We start from the raw sequence: 19,937 nt of genomic DNA, 5'->3' as shown, positions 1-19,937 counted from the left end.
TAGGTATTTCAGGCAAAGCACAGGGCATAGATAGGCGGCAGGTTGCCGGCCAGCGCCTGCCAGCTGTCGCCCTGATCGTCCGACAGCCACAGATGCCCGGTGGTCGAGCCCAGCGCCAGGCAGCGGCCGCTGGCATCGACCTGCAGACCATGGCGATAGACCAGATCGAAGCAATCCGCCTGCGGTAACCCCGTACTCAACACCTCGAAACTGTGCCCCGCATCGCGGGTGCGGGTGACCACCAGGCGCTGCTCCACCGGTACCCGGCATTCGTCCTTGACCGCCGGCACAAACCAGGCCGTCGCCGGATCATGCGGGTGCACGGCCACCGCGAAGCCGAAGGTCGATGGCCCGGCCTCGCGGATTTCCTGCCAATGCGCGGCGCCGTCGGTGCTGTGGAAAATCCCGTTGTGGTGCTGCACCCACAGGCTATCCGGAGCGGCCGGGCACGCGACCATGCGATGCGGGTCCTGAATCTCCGGGGTTTGCGCCAGTTCCTCCGGCATATAGGCCGCGCGCATGCCCTGGGTACGGCAGGCCCAGCTTGCGCCGGCGTCCTCGCTGCACCAGACACCGCCACAGGACACCGCTACCCGGAGCCGCGCGCTGTCACGCGGGTCGACACAAATCGAGTGAATGCCCGGCTGGTCGTAGCCGCCGCCGAACCACTGCGCCCGCTCTGGGCGTTGCCACAGCGCCTCGTTCAACTGCCAGGACTCGCCCCGATCGCTCGAACGGAACAATGCCCCTGGAATGGTGCCGGCCCACAGCGTTGCGGGTTGATCCGCACCGCCGCTTTCCAGCGACCAAATCATCGCCACCGATGGCCCATCGGCCTCGCTCGAGACGGGGAACGCCGGCGCGGCGAGTTCTTGCCAGCTCTGCCCGGAGTCCAGCGAGCGCCACAGTTTGGGGCCGAAATGGCCAAGGTGCAGGGCCGCATACAGGCCGCCGTCGCGCCGGTCGAGCAACAGCATGCTCACCGGCTCGCCGAGAAACGCGCGGCGGGCGAGGCGCCACTGCCCGCCGCTGCGCAGAAAGGTGAGCAGGCCCTTGCGCGTGGCCACGAAAAGCTCATCCGACATAATGGTCTCCTGACTATTCAGCCACCGGACAGCGCCTGCACCACATAGATCTCGCTGCTGGCGCCGACTTGGTCGCTCAACTGTCGACGGTCGCCGATCGGCTCGGCATCGACGAAAATCGCCACATGCTGGCGCACGCGGCCCTGATCATCCAGCAGGTAACTGCGCAGCCGGGGGTTGGCGGCGAAGACCTCGGCTAGTGCGGCAGCGACCGTGCGGCCGCTGACCGCATGCGTGGCCACGTCGAGGTGACGCTGCAGGTTGGGGGTAAAGCTGATGCGCGCCATGGGCGGCTCCGTGCGGCAAACCAACACTCGCGCAACAGGTATAGCCGATCCACTGCGCACGGTTGCGCCGACACGCCAAACGGTCGGCGCCGCGCACCGGCGAATTTGCCGCGTCAGGCACTGGAGATCGTGCCGCCAATCCCGGATCATACTGCCCCACGAAGGAGCAGCGGCACGGCACAAGGTCGGCTTGCTTCTACACTCAGCCCACCGCCCTGCCGAAGAGACGAGTCCACGCCATGTCGTCCGAGCTGTTCAGTCTGTATCTGAAGTTATTGGTGCTCTACAGCCCGTTCTTCGTCCTCTCCTGCTTCATTGGCCTGAGCCGCGGTTACACGGTCAAGGAACGCAAGAAGCTGGCCTGGAAGGTCGCCACCGGCGTGCTGATCGCCAGCGTGCTGCTGTACCTGTTCGGCAAGCACATCTTCACTCTGTTCGGCATCACCATCGACGCCTTCCGCATCGGTGCCGGCAGTGTGCTGTTCATCTCGGCGCTGGGCATGGCCCAGGGCAAGTCGGCGGTGCAAAGCGAAACCGTGCAGCAGGATGTAACCATCGTGCCGCTGACCATTCCACTGACCGTCGGCCCCGGCACCATCGGCGCGCTGCTGTTGATGGGCGCCAGCCAACCGCACTGGAACGACAAGCTGCTGGCGGTGCTGGCCATCGCCCTGGCCAGCCTCACCGTCGGCGTGGTGCTGTATTTGTCCAACCAGTTCGAGCGCCTGCTCGGCGACCAGGGCCTGCAAATCGTCAGCCGTCTGATGGGGTTGTTCGTCTGCGCCCTGGCCGCGCAGATCATCTTCACCGGGGTGAAGAACTACCTGTCGCTCTAAAGCGGCGCAGCCACAGCGGCCGCGCACCAAAGCGGCGCAGCCGCACTACCTGCACAACCAGTCAACAAAGGCGCAAGCCTTCTAAAACAAGGCTTTGCCACGCTTGGCACGGATGCTGCCATTGGACTGACGACCCTCAGGTCTCTTCCAACCGTTGCGCATGGAGCCATAACAATGAAACGCCGTCCTTTTCTGAAGTCGACAATTGCCGCCAGCGCATTGCTGCTCAGCGGTCTGTTCCCTTACACGCTGCAAGCCGCCGAGACCATCAAGGTCGGCATCCTGCACTCGCTGTCCGGCACCATGGCCATCTCGGAAACTTCGCTGAAGGACATGGCGTTGATGACCATCGACGAAATCAACGCCAAGGGCGGCGTACTCGGCAAGCAGCTGGAGCCAGTGGTGGTCGACCCGGCCTCGAACTGGCCGCTGTTCGCCGAACGCGGTCGCCAGTTGCTGACCCAGGACAAGGTCGACGTGACCTTCGGCTGCTGGACCAGCGTGTCGCGCAAATCCGTGCTGCCGGTCTATGAAGAGCTCAACGGCCTGCTGTTCTACCCGGTGCAATACGAAGGCGAAGAGCTGTCGCCGAACGTCTTCTACACCGGCGCTGCGCCAAACCAGCAGGCCATCCCGGCGGTCGAGTACCTGATGAGCGAAGACGGCGGCGCCGCCAAGCGCTACTTCCTGCTCGGCACCGACTACGTCTACCCGCGCACCACCAACAAGATCCTGCGCGCCTTCCTGATCAGCAAGGGCGTGGCCGAAAAAGACATCGAAGAGGTCTACACCCCGTTCGGTCATAGCGACTATCAAACCATCGTCGCCAACATCAAGAAGTTCTCCGCCGGCGGCAAAACCGCCGTGATCTCCACCGTCAACGGCGACTCCAACGTGCCGTTCTACAAGGAACTGGCCAACCAGGGCCTGGAAGCCACCGACGTACCGGTCGTGGCCTTCTCCGTGGGTGAAGAAGAACTGCGCGGCATCGACACCAAGCCGCTGGTCGGCCACCTCGCCGCGTGGAACTACTTCCAGTCGGTGGAAAACCCGGTCAACACCGAGTTCGTCGCCAAGTGGAAGGCCTACGCCAAGGCCAAGAACCTGCCGGGCGCGGACAAAGCCGTGACCAACGACCCGATGGAAGCCACCTACGTCGGCATCCATATGTGGGCCCAGGCGGTGGAAAAAGCCGGCACCACCGACGTCGATAAAGTGCGCAGCGCGCTCTACGGCCAGACCTTCGCCGCGCCGAGCGGCTACACCCTGACCATGGACAAGACCAACCACCACCTGCACAAGCCGGTGATGATCGGTGAAATCCAGGAAGACGGTCAGTTCTCGGTGGTCTGGGAAACCAGCAGCCCGGTCCGCGCCCAGCCATGGAGCCCGTACATCGAAGGCAACGACAAGAAGCCGGATTACGCGGTGAAGTCGAATTAAGCGCCTGCAAAGATCCTAGTTGAGATGCAAGGCCTGCAATCTCGTAGGGTGGACATGCCGAAGGCTTGTCCACCGTCTAGACGCCAGCGGTGGACAAGCCTTCGGCATGTCCTCCCTACAAAAGCGCACTTCGTAGCCCGGATGTTATCCGGGAACGCCCTGCCCGGATCGCATCCGGGCCAAGGCTTGCCATCCGCAGCGCCAGCGCTGCGGGCGGCACTCCCAAAGGACTGCCCCATGCCCACTGCCCTTACCCGAATTCTGCTCAGCCTGCTGTTGCTGCTGCCCCTGGCCGCGCACGCCGGTGACGCCCAGGACTTTGTCGCCGCCAACCCGGCCAAGCAGGCAAGCCTGCTGGAACGCTGGTCCGCCGCCCCCGATAGCGCGCGTCTGCCGCTGCTCGAAGCCCTGCAACAAGGCCGCGTCGCCGCCGATAGCAGCAAAACCGCCTTTATCGAAGTCAATGGCACTTACCAGCCCGCCGAAGGCGCCGCTGCGCCCAGTGAACCACCGCGCAAACTGCGCCTGAATAACCGCCTGCGCGGCTTGATCGGTACCGCCATGGCCAGCCACCAGCTGCTGGCTGAAGACCCGGCACTGCGCCTGGCCGCCGCCCAGCAATTGCAGAAGAGCGCCAAGCCGGCGCAGCTGCAATTACTGAATGCCCAGGTCGCCAGCGAAACCGATGAGGGCGTGCGCGATGCCCTGACCCTGGCCCTGGCCAACCTGCAACTGGTCGACACTGACCCGGCCGTACGCCTGGCCGCTGTACGCCTGCTCGGTGAGACCGGCGACCCGCTGGCGCGTACCCGCCTGGAAGCGCTGCTCGACCCGGCCGTGGAAAGCGACGCCACGGTACGCACCGCCGCGGAAACCAGCCTGGCCCAGGTCAAACGCAAACTGCTGATCGGCGAACTGCTCGGCCAGGCCTTTAGCGGCCTGTCACTGGGCTCGATTCTGCTGCTGGCGGCGCTGGGCCTGGCCATCACCTTCGGCCTACTCGGCGTGATCAACATGGCCCACGGCGAGATGCTGATGCTCGGCGCCTACTCCACCTATATGGTGCAGGTGCTGTTCCAGCGCTTCGCCCCGGAAGCCCTGGCGCTCTACCCACTGGTGGCACTGCCGGTGGCGTTCTTCGTCACCGCGGCTATCGGCATGGCCCTGGAGCGCACAGTGATTCGTCACCTCTACGGTCGCCCGCTGGAAACCCTGCTGGCGACCTGGGGCATCAGCCTGATCCTAATCCAGCTGGTGCGGGTGATCTTCGGCGCGCAGAACGTCGAGGTGGCCAACCCCTACTGGTTGTCCGGCGGCATCCAGGTGCTGCCCAACCTGGTGCTGCCGTACAACCGCATCGTGATCATCGGCTTCGCCCTGTTTGTGGTGGTGCTGACCTGGCTACTGCTGAACAAGACCCGCCTGGGACTCAACGTCCGTGCCGTCACCCAGAACCGCAATATGGCCGCCTGCTGCGGCGTGCCAACCGGTCGCGTGGATATGCTCGCCTTTGGCCTCGGCTCCGGTATCGCCGGCCTCGGCGGCGTGGCCCTGAGCCAGATCGGCAACGTCGGCCCGGACCTCGGCCAGAGCTATATCATCGACTCGTTTCTGGTGGTGGTGCTCGGCGGCGTCGGCCAACTCGCCGGTAGCGTGATGGCGGCCTTTGGTCTGGGCATCGCCAACAAGATTCTCGAACCGCAGATCGGTGCCGTGCTCGGCAAGATCCTTATCCTCGCGCTGATCATTCTGTTTATTCAGAAACGCCCGCAAGGCCTCTTCGCTCTCAAGGGACGGGTGATCGACTGATGACCATGCCACTCAATCAAACGCTATTGGCGCGCGCCAGCGCCAAGCTCGGCCCGCAGGTATCCATCGCCATCGGCCTGCTGGTACTCGCCGTGCTGCTGGCCATGCCGTTGCTGCACCTGCTGCCGGCGGACAACGCCCTGCATGTCTCGGCTTATACCCTGACCCTGGTCGGCAAGATCCTCTGCTACTGCATCGTCGCCCTGGCGCTCGATCTGGTCTGGGGGTACGCCGGCCTGCTGTCGCTTGGCCATGGCCTGTTTTTCGCCCTCGGCGGCTACGCCATGGGCATGTACCTGATGCGCGAAGCGGCCGGCGACGGCCTGCCGGCCTTTATGAGTTTCCTCGCCTGGACCGAGCTGCCCTGGTATTGGTACGGCACCAGCAACTTCCTCTGGGCGCTGTGCCTGGTGGTGCTGGCCCCCGGCTTGCTGGCCCTGGTGTTCGGCTTCTTCGCCTTCCGTTCGCGGATCAAGGGCGTGTACTTCTCGATCATGACCCAGGCCCTGACCTTCGCCGGCATGCTGCTGTTCTTTCGCAATGAAACCGGTTTTGGCGGCAACAACGGCTTTACCAACTTCAAAACGATTCTGGGCTTCGATATCACCGCGGCACACACCCGCGCGGTGCTGTTTCTCGCCACAGTGGTCTTGCTCGTAGCCAGCCTGTATCTGGGCTGGACGCTGGCGCGCAGCAAGTTCGGCCGGGTGCTGACGGCGCTGCGCGATGCGGAAAACCGGCTGATGTTCTGCGGCTACGACCCGCGCGGCTACAAGCTGTTTATCTGGGTACTCAGCGCGGTGCTCTGCGGTTTGGCCGGCGCGCTGTATGTGCCGCAGGTGGGCATCATCAACCCCAGCGAGATGTCGCCGACCAACTCCATCGAGGCCGCCGTGTGGGTCGCCCTCGGCGGGCGCGGCACGCTGATCGGCCCGCTGCTCGGCGCCGGCCTGGTGAATGGCATGAAGAGCTGGTTTACCGTGGCCTTCCCCGAATACTGGCTGTTCGCCCTGGGCTTTCTGTTTATCGTCGTGACGCTGTTCCTACCGAAGGGCGTGATCGGCCTGCTGCGCAAGAGGGGCGAACAATGAAAACCCTGCCGATTCCCGAACTGATGCTCGAGCCGGCCTTCGATCCGGCGGGCAGCGGCCGCGACCCCATCGGGACCAGCACCGCGGCGACCAAGGGCCTGAACGTCCGTCACGGCACCATCCTGACCCTGGAAGACATCAACGTCAGCTTCGATGGCTTCAAGGCGCTGACCAACCTGACCCTGTATATCGGCGTCGGTGAACTGCGCTGCATCATCGGCCCCAACGGGGCCGGCAAGACCACCATGATGGACGTGATCACCGGCAAGACCCGACCGGACAACGGCGTCGCCTACTTCGGCGAAACCCTCGACCTGACCCAGATGAGTGAAGTCGAGATCGCCCAGTCCGGCATCGGCCGCAAGTTCCAGAAACCCACGGTGTTCGAGGCACTCAGCGTGTTCGAAAACCTCGAGCTGGCGCAGAAAACCAACAAGTCGGTGTGGGCCAGCCTGCGCGCCACACTCAGCGGCGAGCAGAAAGACCGCATCGATGACGTGCTGCAGACGATCAAGCTCGACGCCTCGCGCAATCGCCCGGCCGGGCTGTTGTCCCACGGGCAGAAGCAGTTTCTGGAGATCGGCATGCTGCTGGTGCAGGACCCACAACTGTTGCTGCTCGATGAGCCGGTGGCGGGCATGACCGACGCCGAAACCGAGTTCACCGCCGAGCTGTTCAAGTCCCTGGCACGCAAGCACTCGCTGATGGTGGTCGAGCACGATATGGGTTTTGTCGGCTCAATCGCCGACCACGTCACCGTGTTGCACCAGGGCAGCGTGCTGGCCGAAGGCTCGCTGGAGCAGGTGCAGAACGATGAGCGGGTGATTGAGGTTTATCTCGGTCGCTAGAACGTAGGGTGGATGACGCCGTTTTCATCCACTAATGACATCGCACGGTGGATGGATAAAACGCGAGCTACGCGCCCCGATCCACCCTACGCACAAACAAGGACATCGACATGCTGCAAGTCCAACAACTGCATCAGTATTACGGCGGCAGCCATATCCTCCGTGGTCTGTCGTTCGAGGCCAAGGTCGGCGAGGTCACCTGCCTGCTCGGCCGTAACGGCGTGGGCAAGACCACCTTGCTGAAATGCCTGATGGGCCTGATCCCGGCCAAGCAAGGCGCCGTGCAGTGGGAAGGTCAGCCGATCACCGCCTTCAAACCGCACCAGCGCGTGCACGCCGGCATCGCCTACGTGCCCCAGGGCCGGGAAATCTTCGGCCGCCTGACCGTGGAAGAAAACCTGCTGATGGGCCTGTCACGCTTCCCCGGCAGCGAAGCCAAGCTGGTGCCGGAGTTTATCTACGAGCTGTTCCCGGTACTGCGCGAGATGAAGCAACGCCGTGGCGGTGACCTTTCCGGCGGCCAGCAACAACAGCTGGCCATCGGCCGCGCGCTGGCCAGCAAGCCGCGCCTGCTGATCCTCGACGAACCCACCGAAGGCATTCAGCCTTCGGTGATCAAGGAGATTGGAGTGGTGATCAAGAAGCTCGCCGAGCGCGGCGATATGGCCATCCTGCTGGTCGAGCAGTTCTATGATTTTGCCGCCGAGCTGGCCGATCAGTACCTGGTGATGAGCCGTGGCGAGATCGTTCAGCAGGGCCGTGGCGAAACCATGCAGGCCGATGGCGTGCGCGGACTGGTGGCGATTTGAAGCAACCTGTAGGAGCGAGCTTGCTCGCGATTACGATTCGTGAGCAAGCTCGCTCCTACAGAACAATAAGACCCCATCCCCCGACAAAGATAACCATGAACGCACCTGCCCCCACCGCCCTGTTTACCCCCAGCTGGCACGCCGAGCTGGAGCTGGGCTATGGCCGCGATGGCGACTGCACGCGGCCGACCCTGCGTCGGCATAAGGGCCCGCTGCGGGTGCAAAAGCACCTGTACGGCGAAGGCCCACAGGTGTGTCAGCACATCATCGTCCATCCCCCGGGCGGCATCGCTGGCGGTGATCGTCTGGATATCTCGGCCACGGTCGGCAGCAACGCCTGGGCGCAGCTGACCAGCCCCGGTGCCGCCAAGTGGTACCGCGCCGCCGGCCCGGCCTACCAGAGCCTCAAGCTGCGCGTCGAAGCCGGTGCCACCCTGGAATGGCTGCCGCAGGAAACCATCGTCTATGCCGCCGCCCAGGCCGAGCTAACCACCGATATCGAGCTGCTCGGCGATGCCAGGCTGCTCTACTGGGACATCGTCGCCCTCGGCCGCCCTGCCAGTGGCGAACGTTTCGACGCCGGGCACTTTCAAGCGCAGCTGAATATCCGCCGCGACGGCCAACTGCTCTGGCACGAACGCCAGCGCGTGGTCGGCGGCGATGGCCTGCTCGACTCGCCCATCGGCCTGGACGGCAAACCGGTCTTCGCCACTCTGCTGATCAGCGGCGAAATCCACAGCGAACTGCTCGAACGCTGCCGCAACCTGCCTCATCCCATCTCCGGGGCGGTGCGCGGCGACCTCACTCAATTACCCGGCCTGCTGGTGGCCCGCTGCCTGGCCAGCGAGGCCCTGCACGCCCGCGCCTGGCTGATCGAACTCTGGCACCTGCTGCGCCCGGCCCTGCTCGGCCGCGCCGCCGTGCCCCCACGTATCTGGAGTACCTGATGGACCTGACCCCGAGAGAAAAAGACAAGCTGCTGATCTTCACCGCCGGCCTGGTGGCCGAACGGCGCCTGGCCCGTGGGGTAAAGCTCAACTACCCGGAAGCCATGGCCTATATCAGCGCCGCCCTGCTCGAAGGCGCGCGAGACGGCCAGACCGTGGCCGAGCTGATGCATTTCGGCACCACCCTGCTGAGCCGCGATCAGGTGATGGAAGGCATCGCGGAAATGATCCCGGAGATCCAGGTCGAAGCCACCTTCCCGGACGGCACCAAGTTGGTGACCGTCCACCAACCGATAGCCTGAGGAAATCGTCCAATGTCTACTGCGCTTACCCATGCTGCGTTGCAAGCCGGCTCGGATTGCTCATTGACAGGCGTCAACTCCGCATCCTCGCCGACTTGCGCCTTGCCTGAGCTGCGCTCGCTACGACCTTGAACGACTTCCTGGAGACTCTGAAGAATGATTATTCGCGATGCCCGCGACGACGACCTGGAAGCCATCCGCGAGATCTTCAACGACGCGGTACTCAACACCACAGCAATCTGGATGGACGCCACCGTCGACCTGGCCAACCGCCAGGCCTGGCTGGCCGCGCGCCGCCAGCAGGGCTACCCGGTGCTGGTGGCGGTAGACGCCGACGACAGCGTGCTCGGCTACGCCGCCTACGGCGACTGGCGGCCCTTCGATGGCTTCTGCAACACCGTGGAGAACTCCCTGTACGTACGCGCCGACCAGCGCGGCCGTGGCCTCGGCGTGCTGCTGCTCGGCGCGCTGATCGAGCGCGGCAGGGCCGGCGGCAAGCATGTGATGGTCGCCGCCATCGAGAGCGGCAACCTCGCCTCCATCGGCCTGCACCAGCGCTTCGGTTTCGTCACCACCGGGCAAATGCCCCAGGTAGGGCGCAAGTTCGGTCGCTGGCTCGACCTGACCTTTATGCAACTGACCCTTAGCCCCGAGAGGAGCGCGCCATGATCCCCGGCGAATACCAGATCCAGGACGGCGAGATCGAACTCAACGCCGGCCGCCGCACCCTGCACGTGACCGTGGCCAATAGCGGCGACCGGCCGATTCAGGTCGGCTCGCACTACCACTTCTTCGAAACCAACGACGCGCTGACCTTTGAGCGCAGCGCGACGCGAGGCATGCGCCTGAATATCCCGGCCGGCACCGCCGTGCGCTTCGAGCCAGGGCAGAGCCGCGAGGTCGAACTGGTCGATCTCGCCGGCCACCGCCGCGTATTCGGCTTTGCCGGGCGGGTGATGGGCGATCTGTAAATTTCGAGGCATCTGCTATGGCCGTATCGCGGGCAAGTCGGATCGCCGCATCGCCGCTCCTACATGTGATCGCATTTCTCTGTAGGAGCGGGCTTGCCCGCGATAGTGAGCGCAGCGAACGGTTGCAAACCCAATTGAATCTGAAGGCGAACCCATGAAAATCTCCCGCCAAGCCTACGCCGATATGTTCGGCCCCACCGTCGGCGACAAGGTGCGCCTGGCCGATACCGAGCTGTGGATCGAGGTGGAGAAAGACTTCACCACCTACGGCGAGGAAGTGAAGTTCGGCGGCGGAAAGGTGATCCGCGACGGCATGGGGCAGGGCCAGCTCTGCGCCAAGGATGTGGTCGATACGCTGATCACCAATGCGCTGATCATCGACCACTGGGGCATCGTCAAGGCCGACGTCGGCTTGAAGGACGGCCGTATCGCCGCCATCGGCAAGGCCGGCAACCCGGATATCCAGCCCGATGTGACCATCGCCATCGGCGCAGGCACCGAAGTAATTGCCGGCGAGGGCATGATCCTCACGGCGGGTGGTATCGACACCCATATCCACTTTATCTGCCCGCAGCAGATCGAAGAGGCGCTGATGAGCGGCGTCACCACCATGATCGGCGGCGGCACCGGGCCTGCAACCGGCACCAACGCCACCACCTGCACCTCCGGGCCCTGGCATATGGCGCGCATGCTGCAGGCCGCCGACGCCTTCCCGATGAACCTGGGCTTTACCGGCAAGGGTAATGCCAGCCTGCCCGAGCCGTTAATCGAGCAGGTCAAGGCCGGAGCCATTGGCCTCAAGCTGCACGAGGACTGGGGCACCACCCCGGCGGCGATCGACAATTGCCTGAGCGTCGCCGACCAGTACGATGTGCAGGTGGCGATCCATACCGACACCCTCAACGAGTCCGGCTTTGTCGAAACCACGCTGGGTGCGTTCAAGGGCCGCACCATCCACACCTATCACACCGAGGGTGCCGGCGGCGGCCATGCGCCGGACATCATCAAGGCCTGCGGCTTCCCCAACGTGCTGCCCAGCTCGACCAACCCGACCCGGCCGTTCACCAAGAACACCATCGACGAACACCTGGACATGCTGATGGTCTGCCACCACCTCGACCCGAGCATCGCCGAGGACGTGGCCTTCGCCGAAAGCCGCATTCGCCGCGAGACCATCGCCGCCGAAGATATCCTGCATGACCTCGGCGCGTTCAGCATGATCAGCTCCGACAGCCAGGCCATGGGCCGCGTGGGCGAGGTGATCACCCGCACCTGGCAGACCGCCGACAAGATGCACAAGCAGCGCGGCCCGCTGCCAGGCGACGGGGCAGGCAACAGCAACTTCCGGGTCAAACGCTATATCGCCAAATACACCATCAACCCGGCGATCACCCACGGCATCAGCCATGAAGTGGGCTCCATCGAAGTGGGCAAATGGGCTGACCTGGTGCTCTGGCGGCCGGCGTTTTTCGGGGTCAAACCGACGCTGATCCTCAAGGGCGGCGCGATTGCCGCCAGCCTGATGGGCGACGCCAATGCTTCAATCCCGACGCCGCAGCCGGTGCACTACCGACCGATGTTCGCCAGCTACGCCGGCAGCCGGCATGCCACCAGCATCACCTTTATCAGCCAGGCGGCATTCGACGCCGGGGTGCCCGCACAGCTTGGCTTGAAGAAAAAAATCGGCGTGGTCAAAGGCTGCCGCGAGGTGCAGAAGACCGACCTGATCCACAACGACTACCTGCCGACTATCGACGTCGACCCGCAGAACTATCAGGTCAAGGCCGACGGCCAGTTGCTCTGGTGCGAACCGGCCGAGGTGCTGCCGATGGCACAGCGTTATTTCCTGTTCTGAGCAGCCGGCGGGTGTTGGGCTTCGCTGCGCTCAACCACAACCGACGACTTCTCCTGCCGAGTAGTCGTCGGTTAGCTTGAGCCGCGCAGCGGCGAAGACGACGCGCACCATCAACGCAGCTGGCTGTCCTTGCTACCGCGGCGGTTATAACCGCTGAACCGGGCCTGCTCCTGGTCGTGTGCGGTCTGGCAGGCCACACACAGGCGCACGCCGACGATGGCCTTGCGCCGCGCCTCGGGAATGGCCGCCGCGCATTCCTCGCAGTGGCTCAGGCTCTCGCCGCTCGGCAGCTGGCTGCGGGCACGCTGGATGGCGTCCTCGATGCTGCTGTCGATCTGTTCCTGCACCGCCCCATCGTTTGTCCAGCCACCGGCCATGACGCCCTCCTGCCCAATTTGCCCATCTGCAACAGATATGAGCGCCGGCGAACGGCTTTACAAGTGCAGGTCATCGGCGCGGCTATTCCTTGACGTCCATAAACTCCTCGGCCCAAACGATGTACTCCTCGGGCAAGGTGTATTTGTGCGCCAATTCGGAGGCGCTGAGGTCGCTGGCATCCACGCCGCGCTGTTCGCGCAGGCAGTCGTAGGTGGCCTTGATCGCCGCGAAGTAGGCTGCGTGACCGTTGACCACGATGCGCACGCCGAGCTTGGCCAGCCGCGCGTTGTCACGCAGCTTGGGGTTGCCGTAGGTGACCAGCATCAACGGGATGCTCAGGTGTTCGGCGATTTTTTCCAGGTGCTCGAAGTCTTCGATGCCGACGATGCAGATGCCATCGGCACCAGCGGCTTGATAGGCCACGGTGCGGCGGATCACTTCGTCCACGGCCAGCACGCCGGCATGGGTACGGGCGATGATCGCCAGGTCTGGATCGACCCGCGCCTCCAGCGCCGCGCGGATCTTGCCGACGCCCTCCTCGACGCTGATCAGGTCCGTGGATTTGCGTCCGAACTGCGCCGGCAACAGGGTGTCCTCGATGGTCAGCGCGGCGATCCCGGCGCGCTCCAGCTCAACCACCGTGCGCATCACGTTGAGCGCGTTGCCGTAGCCGTGGTCGGCATCGGCGATCACCGGCAAGCGGCTGACCCGGCCAATGCGGCTGGCCTGTTCGACGAACTCGCTCAGCGTAATAAGGGCAAAGTCCGGCGCGGCCAGAACCTGCAAGGACGCGACCGAGCCACCCAGGATGCCCACTTCGAAACCCAGGTCGCCAGCAATCCGCGCCGACATCGGATCGAATACCGAAGCGGTGTGATAGCAGGCATCGGAGGACAGCAGCGCACGGAAGGCGCTGCGCAGTTCATGGTGAGAGGCACGTTGCATGATCGGCATAAGGCATTTTCCAAAACGACAGTTGAATCGGCTACAGCAGTCTACCGCCTCGGCTGCGCCCGCACTGCTGGCACACCGAAGAACGGACGCAACGACACGTAAATCGGACACGTAGGCCAGGCAGGTAATGAGCGCGCAGCAATATTCCCGCCAACTCGGCGCCGCCTGCGGCCATCCAGAGCAACAGCGCGGCATAGACCAGGCGCGGCAAGCTCACCGCCAGTTGCTCGCGAAAGCGATCGCGCCTGGGGGGACTCGACAGGGTAGCGGTTGATGGCCGCGACGAGGTGACCACCAGCAAGCCGGTCAGGCGCGGCTCAGTCACGTCCCGCGGGCAGCCAATGGCGGAAAATCGCCTCATAGCTGCCGTCCTGGCGCATTCCCGCCAGTTCACGCTGCCAGGCGGCGACCACCGCTGGGTCGGTTTGCCGAGAGAAGGCAATGTAGTAGGCCGTGTGCATGAACGGCACATGGGCCTGCACCTGATCCGGAGTCAGTTCGCCCGTGGCGAGCACGTCGGCGAGGGTCGCGTCATCGGTGGCGATCAGCTTGACCCGGCCGTGCTTGAGCATCGTCACCATGTGCCTGGGCGTGGGCACGCCATACAGATTGGTGAAGCCCAGCCCAGCCAGGGTTTCGTAGCTGTACCACTGCTTGGGCAGGGCCAATGGGCCGCTGGCGGCGGCATCGGCCAGGCTGTCGATATGCAGGTTGCGCGATTTCAGCGAGTAGAAACTGGTGGTGCCAAGCATGATCGGCCCAACCCACTGGAACTTGTCCTCGCGCTCCGGGGTGCGCACGGTGGAGAAGATCGCCGTATCGGCCTGGCGCTGGGCAAGGTGATAGGCGCGCGTCCAGGGCAACACCTGAATCTGCGCGGCATGCCCGGTACGTTTGATCAATGCCTGGACGATCTCCACCGACATGCCGTGCGGCTCGCCGTCCAGGCTGAAGCCCATCGGCGGCGCTTCTTCAGTGAATAGCTGCAACTCTGCCGCGGCCGGCCCGGCTAACAAGCCCAGCAGCAGGATGCCCAGCACCCGGTGTCGCATACAACCCATCAGGCTTCACTCCTGTTTTGCACTGCCTAGCCCCATGGTTGAAAGCCTTACGCCGCGCCTGCTCGCTAGGCTGCCAGGGCGGCCGGCCCAATCTCAAGGACGTTTGGGCAACGCCAGCAACTCTTTAACCTCAGGCTTGTGGAGGTTCTCGCGGGTCAACAGCAGCACATCCAGCTCGACCTGGCGGCGTTGCGGCTCCGTGCGTTTATCGCGCAGGGCACGCTGCGCCAGGCGCACGCTCTGGTAACCCATGGCATACGGCTGCTGGAGAATCAGCGCGTCCAACTGGCCGGCCTTGAGCGCATCCACCAGCAATTGGCCACCATCGAAGCCAATATGACGCAACTGCCCCGCCGCGTTCAGGCGCAACAACGCCGCATGGGTTTCACGGGTGGTGGAACCATTCGGGGTAAACAAGGCATCGAGGTGCGGCAGTTGATCGCGCAGGGCATCGAAGGTCAGCTCAGGGTCATCGCCGAGCGCCCGATCGAACACGATGCTCAGGCCCGCGTCTTTCGCCGCCTGAGCAAACCCGCGCTGACGCTCGCTGGTGGAGGTTACCGGCGGGCTCATGCGAATCACCCCGACCCGCCCCTTGCCGCCCATAACCTGCCCCAGGTGTTGGCCCGCCAACTGCCCGGCCTTGTAATTGTTGGTGGCGATCACCGCCTGTACATCGGCGCCGCCCACATCACGGTCGATGTAGAAGGTGAGGATGCCGCGCGCCTTGAGTTCGCGCACCTTGGCGATGATCTCGATGCCGCTCGGGGCAATGATCAACGCCTTGCAGCCTCGTTCGACAATCTTGTCGATCAGCTGCAACTGCGCGTCGATACTGCCCTCGCGGCTTGGCCCGCGAAAATAGATGTCGACCCCGGTTTCAGTGGCCGCCTGTAACGCACCGGCTTCCACCTGCGTCCAAAACGCATGGGCACTGGCCGGCACCACACCGATGCACTCCTTGGCCCACGACGGGCCAGCCAACAAGGCAAACGCAGCAAACACCAGGCGGCGCCAGCGAACAACGGTGACGGGTTGCATCAACAGACTCCTGCGGTCAGATAACCGCTACACGCTGAGTAATATCAATTTAGCATCAGCTCTTTAGCAGCGCCGATAAAGCCAGCAGAGAAAACAGCCAAAATCCCGCCAGCCGCCGCAACATAGCCTTCACTACAGCGTCCTAGACGCTTGCCGACAATACGACCGCACAACTTTGTCACAGTCCAACCGACAGTCGGGCTAGCCGCCGACGCTCAGGCAGGTGATCATCGCGGTTCTTTCCTGCGTTTTGAATGACATGACCGATACCACGCAAAACTCCCCCGCCACACATAAGCCTCGCCCGCTGATGGATTTATTGATCAGCATCCTGATTCCCTCGGTGGTGCTGATGAAGCTCAGCGGCGAAGCCAACCTCGGCGCCGACGGCGCATTGATCTTGGCGCTGGCCTTCCCCCTCGGCTGGGGTGCATTCGAACTGATCAAGTACCGCAAATTCAATTTCATTGCCCTGCTCGGCCTGGTCAGCGTGCTGCTCACCGGCGGTATCGGCCTGCTGCAACTGGACAACCAGTGGCTGGCGATCAAGGAAGCGGCGATTCCCGGACTGATCGGCATCGCGGTGCTGGTGTCGACCCGCACCCGCTACCCGCTGATCCGCACCATGCTGTTCAACAAGTCGGTCCTCAATGTCGACAAGATCCATGCGCGCCTTGAGCAAGGCGGCAACACCGAGCGCTTCGAAGCGCGCCTGCTAAAAGCCACATACTGGCTGAGCGGCACGTTCTTCTTCTCCTCGGCAATGAACTACGTGCTGGCCAAATGGATCGTCACCAGCCCGGCGGGCAGCGAGGCGTTCAATGCCGAGCTGGGTCGCCTGACCCTGCTCAGCTATCCGATGATCGCCATCCCGTCGATGCTCATGCTGATGGCGATCTTCTATTACCTGTGGCGCACCATCCACGGCCTGACCGGCCTCAAGCTGGAAGAAATCATGGCCAATGCCGAGCACGAACGGCAGTCCTGATTACTGCCCTGACGGCGCATCAGGCCGCTGATGCGCCACGTACCGGTAAGGCCTGATCCTACGTGCTAACGCTGTCCGCTTACCTAGGTTTGTTCCTCTCGGCATTCGGCGCCGCGACCGTGTTGCCGCTGCAATCCGAGGCATTGCTGGTGGCGCTGCTGCTGAGCGACGCCTATTCGCTGTGGATCTTGCTGGCGCTGGCCAGCATCGGCAACGTGCTCGGCGCGCTGGTCAACTGGCTGCTCGGCCGCTACCTCGAACACTTTCGCCAGCGCCGCTGGTTTCCGCTCAGCGCGCGCCGGCTGGAACAGGCACAGGGCTGGTATGCACGCTATGGCCGCTGGTCGCTGCTGCTCAGCTGGCTGCCGATCATTGGCGACCCCCTGACCCTGATCGCCGGGGTGATGCGCGAGTCGCTCTGGCGCTTCCTGCTGATCGTCGGCCTGGCCAAGACGGCGCGCTATGCCGTGCTGGCCGCACTGACCCTGGGCTGGAGCTGAGCGCAGCCGGCGCGGCGACGAGGAAGGTTGAGGATCAGGCCCGCCTCCGGGATACTGCGTCACCTGTTCGTTGGCAAAACGCCCGTAATGGCCGTATCAGACGGCTGCGGCAACCAGGCGTGAGCACCTCATTGAGCCCACTCAATCCCGTGGTCTGCGGCATAAAGCCAGCCAACCCGCGACTGTAGCCGCACGTCGAAGGAACTCCATCACCGATGAAAAGGGCTGATCTCATCTGGACGCTGATAGGTCTTGGCGCCGTTCTGCTGTCTGGCTTCCTGCTCTACCACGAGGTGCGCAACATCTCCTTCGAGGAGATTGCCGACAGCCTGCGGGCGATTCCACAGCTGAACTGGCTGCTGGCCGCGGGCGCGACTCTGGGGGCGTACAGCGCCCTGGCCTGGTACGACCGGATTGCCATCGCCCACCTCGGCAAGAAGATTTCCTGGCGCTTCATCACCCTGTGCTCGTTCACCACCTACGCCCTGGCCCACAACATTGGCGCATCGATGTTTTCCGGGGCACTGGTGCGTTACCGCGCCTACCGCACCAAGGGGCTGACGCCCCACGAAATCGGCATCCTGATCGTCTTCTGCTCCTTCACCTTCGTGCTTGGCACCCTGCTGGCCAGCGGTTGCGTGCTGATCTTGCAACCGGAGCTGATCCATCGGGTGGCCAAGGTCACGCCACTGTTTTCCGTGGCCATCGGCGCGCTCCTGCTGCTGTTGGTCGGGTTGTATGTGCTCGGCTCCTGGCGCCACTTCAAACCCTGGCACCTCGGCAAGCTGCATATCGAATACCCGCGCCTGGGCATCGTCGCCCGCCAGTTGCTGGCCAGCCCGCTGGAACTGGTGTGCGCCGCGGCGATCATCTACTTCGCCCTGCCGGCCGAAAACAACCCGGGCTTTCTGGTCGTGCTCGGGGTATTCCTCGCGTCCTTTTCCCTGGCCCTGCTGTCCCATGCACCGGGCGGCCTTGGCGTGCTCGAGGTGACATTCCTCGCGGCCATGCCCGAGCTGCCTGCCTCAGACGTACTGGCCGCGCTGATCGTGTTCCGCGGTTTCTACCTGCTGCTGCCATTCGCCCTGTCGCTGCTGGTCGTGCTGGGCTTCGAGTGGACGCAGTGGAAGGATCGCCGAGACGCCGCCAACAACCCGCCGCTGCCCTGACCACCGGGGGCAGCATTGCGCGGCGCACTCGCATAGAATGCGCGGCCGTTTTTGTGGCCATGCCATCCATGGCGGCCACCCTCCGGGCCGTCGCAGTGGCCTGTGTGGCTAGTGGGTTAACTGAGGTTCTGAGGCAAGGCACTGCGACGCAGTATCAGGGTCTCAGACGCCGAAATTGACTCCTTGAACTAGCCATACAGGCCAGCAGGCGACGTCAAAAATTTCTCCCGGTCATTTTTCAGGAACAGCGCGCCGCATGCCTTTCACCACTCCCGCCCGCGCCTGCGGCATCGACTTCGGCACCTCCAACTCCACCGTCGGCTGGCTGCGCCCAGGCACCGAGACGCTGATCGAACTGGAGGACGGCAAGATCACCCTGCCCTCGGTGGTGTTCTTCAACCTCGAAGAACGCCGCCCGGTCTACGGCCGCCTGGCCCTGCAGGAATACCTGGAAGGCTACGAAGGCCGCCTGATGCGCTCGCTGAAGAGCCTGCTGGGCAGCAAGCTGCTGAAGAGCGAAACCACCGTGCTGGGCAGCGCCCTGCCGTTCAAGGACCTGCTCGGCTTCTTTATCGGCGAGCTGAAAACCCGCGCGGAAAACACCGCCGGCCGGCCGTTCGAAGAAGTGGTGCTGGGCCGCCCGGTGTTCTTCGTCGACGACGATCCGGTGGCCGACCTGGAAGCGCAGAACACCCTGGTGGCGGTGGCGCACAAGCTCGGTTTCAAGGACGTGTCGTTCCAGTACGAACCAATTGCCGCGGCCTTCGATTACGAGTCGGGCATCAGCCGCGAAGAACTGGTACTGATCGTCGATATCGGCGGTGGTACCTCGGACTTTTCCCTGGTGCGCCTGGCCCCCGAGCGGCGCAGCGTGGCCGACCGGCAGGACGATATCCTGGCCACCGGCGGCGTGCATATCGGCGGTACCGACTTCGACAAGCAGCTCTCGCTGGCCGGCGTGATGCCGCTGTTCGGCTACGGCAGCCGGATGAAGAGCGACGCGCCGATGCCCACCAGTACCCACCTGAACCTAGCCACCTGGCACACCATCAACGCGGTGTACTCGGCGCAGTCGCAGCGCCAACTGCAAAGCATGCGCTACGACATCGTCGACCCGACTGGCATCGACCGCCTGTTCCAGCTGATCGAACGGCGTGACGGCCACTGGCTGGCGATGCAAGTGGAAGACAGCAAGATAGCCCTGACCGAGCAGGATGCCCGCCCCATCGACCTCAGCCGCCTGGAAGACGGCCTGGTCGCCGAGCTGACCCGCGAGCTGTTTGAAGGCGCCATCGAGCCGCTGCTGGAACGCGTGCGTGCCAGCGTCAGCCAGTTGCTGAGTGATGCCGGGGTCAGCGTTGCCCAGGTCGATACGGTGTTCTTTACCGGCGGTTCCAGCGGCATTCCGGCACTGCGCCAGAGCGTCGCGGCGATGCTGCCCAACGCCCGCCATGTCGAAGGCAACACCTTCGGCAGCATCGGCAGCGGCCTGGCCATCGAAGCGAAAAAGCGCTACGGCTAAACACTGCAATAGCTCGCGGCTAAAGCCCCTCCCACTGGACC

General features: G+C 64.0%; 21 protein-coding genes. 15 read left to right on the top strand and 6 right to left on the bottom strand.

Annotated elements, in window-relative coordinates; translation table 11 throughout:
• Positions 1–8: 8 nt before the first annotated feature.
• Both B3M58_RS02135 and B3M58_RS02130 read right to left on the bottom strand, forming a co-directional pair.
• Positions 9–1,085, bottom strand: coding sequence for a WD40/YVTN/BNR-like repeat-containing protein (locus tag B3M58_RS02135; protein ID WP_296216909.1), 1,077 nt, complete (start codon positions 1,083–1,085; stop codon positions 9–11).
• Between the two features lie 17 nt (positions 1,086–1,102).
• On the bottom strand, positions 1,103–1,372 hold the full coding sequence (locus tag B3M58_RS02130; RefSeq protein WP_296216908.1) for a MoaD/ThiS family protein: 270 nt from the start codon (positions 1,370–1,372) through the stop codon (positions 1,103–1,105).
• Positions 1,373–1,611: 239 nt separating this feature from the next.
• Between B3M58_RS02130 and B3M58_RS02125 the strand changes: the two genes are divergently transcribed.
• The 11 genes from B3M58_RS02125 to ureC all read left to right on the top strand — a co-directional run bounded on the left by B3M58_RS02125 (position 1,612) and on the right by ureC (position 12,283).
• Entirely contained in the window at positions 1,612–2,208 is a 597-nt protein-coding gene (locus B3M58_RS02125) for a MarC family protein (protein WP_296216907.1), read from the top strand.
• A gap of 174 nt (positions 2,209–2,382) precedes the next feature.
• Entirely contained in the window at positions 2,383–3,651 is a 1,269-nt protein-coding gene (gene urtA, locus B3M58_RS02120; protein WP_296216906.1) for an urea ABC transporter substrate-binding protein, read from the top strand.
• A gap of 237 nt (positions 3,652–3,888) precedes the next feature.
• Positions 3,889–5,460: an urea ABC transporter permease subunit UrtB gene (gene urtB, locus B3M58_RS02115; RefSeq protein ID WP_296216905.1), complete on the top strand. Its 1,572-nt coding sequence runs from the start codon at positions 3,889–3,891 to the stop codon at positions 5,458–5,460.
• Positions 5,460–6,551, top strand: coding sequence for an urea ABC transporter permease subunit UrtC (urtC, locus tag B3M58_RS02110; RefSeq protein WP_296216904.1), 1,092 nt, complete (start codon positions 5,460–5,462; stop codon positions 6,549–6,551). Before urtB ends, urtC begins: the two co-directional genes overlap by 1 nt.
• Complete coding sequence (gene urtD / locus B3M58_RS02105; RefSeq protein WP_296216903.1) at positions 6,548–7,399, top strand: urea ABC transporter ATP-binding protein UrtD; 852 nt, start codon at positions 6,548–6,550, stop codon at positions 7,397–7,399. The genes urtC and urtD overlap by 4 nt, the downstream gene beginning before the upstream one ends.
• Positions 7,400–7,509: 110 nt before the next feature.
• On the top strand, positions 7,510–8,208 hold the full coding sequence (urtE, locus tag B3M58_RS02100) for an urea ABC transporter ATP-binding subunit UrtE (RefSeq protein WP_296216902.1): 699 nt from the start codon (positions 7,510–7,512) through the stop codon (positions 8,206–8,208).
• Between the two features lie 95 nt (positions 8,209–8,303).
• Positions 8,304–9,155 carry an urease accessory protein UreD gene (locus B3M58_RS02095; RefSeq protein WP_296216901.1) on the top strand — a complete coding sequence of 284 codons (852 nt, stop codon included), beginning with the start codon at positions 8,304–8,306 and terminating at the stop codon, positions 9,153–9,155.
• Positions 9,155–9,457, top strand: coding sequence for an urease subunit gamma (gene ureA, locus B3M58_RS02090; RefSeq protein WP_275960583.1), 303 nt, complete (start codon positions 9,155–9,157; stop codon positions 9,455–9,457). The genes B3M58_RS02095 and ureA overlap by 1 nt, the downstream gene beginning before the upstream one ends.
• Positions 9,458–9,613: 156 nt before the next feature.
• A complete protein-coding gene (locus tag B3M58_RS02085; RefSeq protein ID WP_296216900.1) occupies positions 9,614–10,126 on the top strand; it encodes a GNAT family N-acetyltransferase in 513 nt (170 codons plus the stop codon).
• The gene (locus B3M58_RS02080) at positions 10,123–10,428 is read left to right on the top strand and encodes an urease subunit beta (protein WP_296216899.1); all 306 of its coding nucleotides are present in this window, start codon (positions 10,123–10,125) and stop codon (positions 10,426–10,428) included. The genes B3M58_RS02085 and B3M58_RS02080 overlap by 4 nt, the downstream gene beginning before the upstream one ends.
• Before the next feature lie 154 nt (positions 10,429–10,582).
• The gene (gene ureC, locus B3M58_RS02075; RefSeq protein ID WP_296216898.1) at positions 10,583–12,283 is read left to right on the top strand and encodes an urease subunit alpha; all 1,701 of its coding nucleotides are present in this window, start codon (positions 10,583–10,585) and stop codon (positions 12,281–12,283) included.
• A gap of 110 nt (positions 12,284–12,393) precedes the next feature.
• On the opposite strand, the gene B3M58_RS02070 is transcribed toward ureC, so the two are convergent.
• From B3M58_RS02070 to B3M58_RS02055, 4 genes are all read right to left on the bottom strand, one after another.
• Positions 12,394–12,660 carry a DksA/TraR family C4-type zinc finger protein gene (locus B3M58_RS02070; protein WP_296216897.1) on the bottom strand — a complete coding sequence of 89 codons (267 nt, stop codon included), beginning with the start codon at positions 12,658–12,660 and terminating at the stop codon, positions 12,394–12,396.
• 82 nt (positions 12,661–12,742) lie between these two features.
• Positions 12,743–13,606: an isocitrate lyase/PEP mutase family protein gene (locus B3M58_RS02065; RefSeq protein WP_296216991.1), complete on the bottom strand. Its 864-nt coding sequence runs from the start codon at positions 13,604–13,606 to the stop codon at positions 12,743–12,745.
• Positions 13,607–13,932: 326 nt separating this feature from the next.
• Entirely contained in the window at positions 13,933–14,676 is a 744-nt protein-coding gene (locus B3M58_RS02060; protein WP_296216896.1) for a substrate-binding periplasmic protein, read from the bottom strand.
• 93 nt (positions 14,677–14,769) lie between these two features.
• Positions 14,770–15,717, bottom strand: coding sequence for a substrate-binding domain-containing protein (locus tag B3M58_RS02055; protein ID WP_296216895.1), 948 nt, complete (start codon positions 15,715–15,717; stop codon positions 14,770–14,772).
• Between the two features lie 259 nt (positions 15,718–15,976).
• Here B3M58_RS02055 and B3M58_RS02050 point away from each other — a divergent pair, with 259 nt between their 5' ends.
• From B3M58_RS02050 to B3M58_RS02035, 4 genes are all read left to right on the top strand, one after another.
• Complete coding sequence (locus B3M58_RS02050; protein ID WP_296216894.1) at positions 15,977–16,705, top strand: VC0807 family protein; 729 nt, start codon at positions 15,977–15,979, stop codon at positions 16,703–16,705.
• Between the two features lie 62 nt (positions 16,706–16,767).
• Complete coding sequence (locus B3M58_RS02045) at positions 16,768–17,205, top strand: YqaA family protein (RefSeq protein ID WP_296216893.1); 438 nt, start codon at positions 16,768–16,770, stop codon at positions 17,203–17,205.
• A 215-nt stretch (positions 17,206–17,420) separates the two neighbouring features.
• Positions 17,421–18,374, top strand: coding sequence for a lysylphosphatidylglycerol synthase transmembrane domain-containing protein (locus B3M58_RS02040; protein ID WP_296216892.1), 954 nt, complete (start codon positions 17,421–17,423; stop codon positions 18,372–18,374).
• Positions 18,375–18,630: 256 nt separating this feature from the next.
• The gene (locus B3M58_RS02035; RefSeq protein WP_296216891.1) at positions 18,631–19,896 is read left to right on the top strand and encodes an Hsp70 family protein; all 1,266 of its coding nucleotides are present in this window, start codon (positions 18,631–18,633) and stop codon (positions 19,894–19,896) included.
• Positions 19,897–19,937: the final 41 nt, after the last annotated feature.

This window comes from Pseudomonas sp. UBA2684, assembly GCA_002354655.1.
In the GTDB taxonomy this organism is placed as follows: Bacteria; Pseudomonadota; Gammaproteobacteria; order Pseudomonadales; family Pseudomonadaceae; genus Aquipseudomonas.
This window is presented reverse-complemented; position numbering and strand designations above follow the sequence as displayed.

Coding starts and splice junctions, on each gene's coding strand:
- B3M58_RS02135 (WP_296216909.1), bottom strand. CDS start 1,085: ATGTCGGATGAGCTTTTCGTGGCCACGCGCAAGGGCCTGCTCACCTTT.
- B3M58_RS02130 (WP_296216908.1), bottom strand. CDS start 1,372: ATGGCGCGCATCAGCTTTACCCCCAACCTGCAGCGTCACCTCGACGTG.
- B3M58_RS02125 (WP_296216907.1), top strand. CDS start 1,612: ATGTCGTCCGAGCTGTTCAGTCTGTATCTGAAGTTATTGGTGCTCTAC.
- urtA (WP_296216906.1), top strand. CDS start 2,383: ATGAAACGCCGTCCTTTTCTGAAGTCGACAATTGCCGCCAGCGCATTG.
- urtB (WP_296216905.1), top strand. CDS start 3,889: ATGCCCACTGCCCTTACCCGAATTCTGCTCAGCCTGCTGTTGCTGCTG.
- urtC (WP_296216904.1), top strand. CDS start 5,460: ATGACCATGCCACTCAATCAAACGCTATTGGCGCGCGCCAGCGCCAAG.
- urtD (WP_296216903.1), top strand. CDS start 6,548: ATGAAAACCCTGCCGATTCCCGAACTGATGCTCGAGCCGGCCTTCGAT.
- urtE (WP_296216902.1), top strand. CDS start 7,510: ATGCTGCAAGTCCAACAACTGCATCAGTATTACGGCGGCAGCCATATC.
- B3M58_RS02095 (WP_296216901.1), top strand. CDS start 8,304: ATGAACGCACCTGCCCCCACCGCCCTGTTTACCCCCAGCTGGCACGCC.
- ureA (WP_275960583.1), top strand. CDS start 9,155: ATGGACCTGACCCCGAGAGAAAAAGACAAGCTGCTGATCTTCACCGCC.
- B3M58_RS02085 (WP_296216900.1), top strand. CDS start 9,614: ATGATTATTCGCGATGCCCGCGACGACGACCTGGAAGCCATCCGCGAG.
- B3M58_RS02080 (WP_296216899.1), top strand. CDS start 10,123: ATGATCCCCGGCGAATACCAGATCCAGGACGGCGAGATCGAACTCAAC.
- ureC (WP_296216898.1), top strand. CDS start 10,583: ATGAAAATCTCCCGCCAAGCCTACGCCGATATGTTCGGCCCCACCGTC.
- B3M58_RS02070 (WP_296216897.1), bottom strand. CDS start 12,660: ATGGCCGGTGGCTGGACAAACGATGGGGCGGTGCAGGAACAGATCGAC.
- B3M58_RS02065 (WP_296216991.1), bottom strand. CDS start 13,606: ATGCAACGTGCCTCTCACCATGAACTGCGCAGCGCCTTCCGTGCGCTG.
- B3M58_RS02060 (WP_296216896.1), bottom strand. CDS start 14,676: ATGGGTTGTATGCGACACCGGGTGCTGGGCATCCTGCTGCTGGGCTTG.
- B3M58_RS02055 (WP_296216895.1), bottom strand. CDS start 15,717: ATGCAACCCGTCACCGTTGTTCGCTGGCGCCGCCTGGTGTTTGCTGCG.
- B3M58_RS02050 (WP_296216894.1), top strand. CDS start 15,977: ATGACCGATACCACGCAAAACTCCCCCGCCACACATAAGCCTCGCCCG.
- B3M58_RS02040 (WP_296216892.1), top strand. CDS start 17,421: ATGAAAAGGGCTGATCTCATCTGGACGCTGATAGGTCTTGGCGCCGTT.
- B3M58_RS02035 (WP_296216891.1), top strand. CDS start 18,631: ATGCCTTTCACCACTCCCGCCCGCGCCTGCGGCATCGACTTCGGCACC.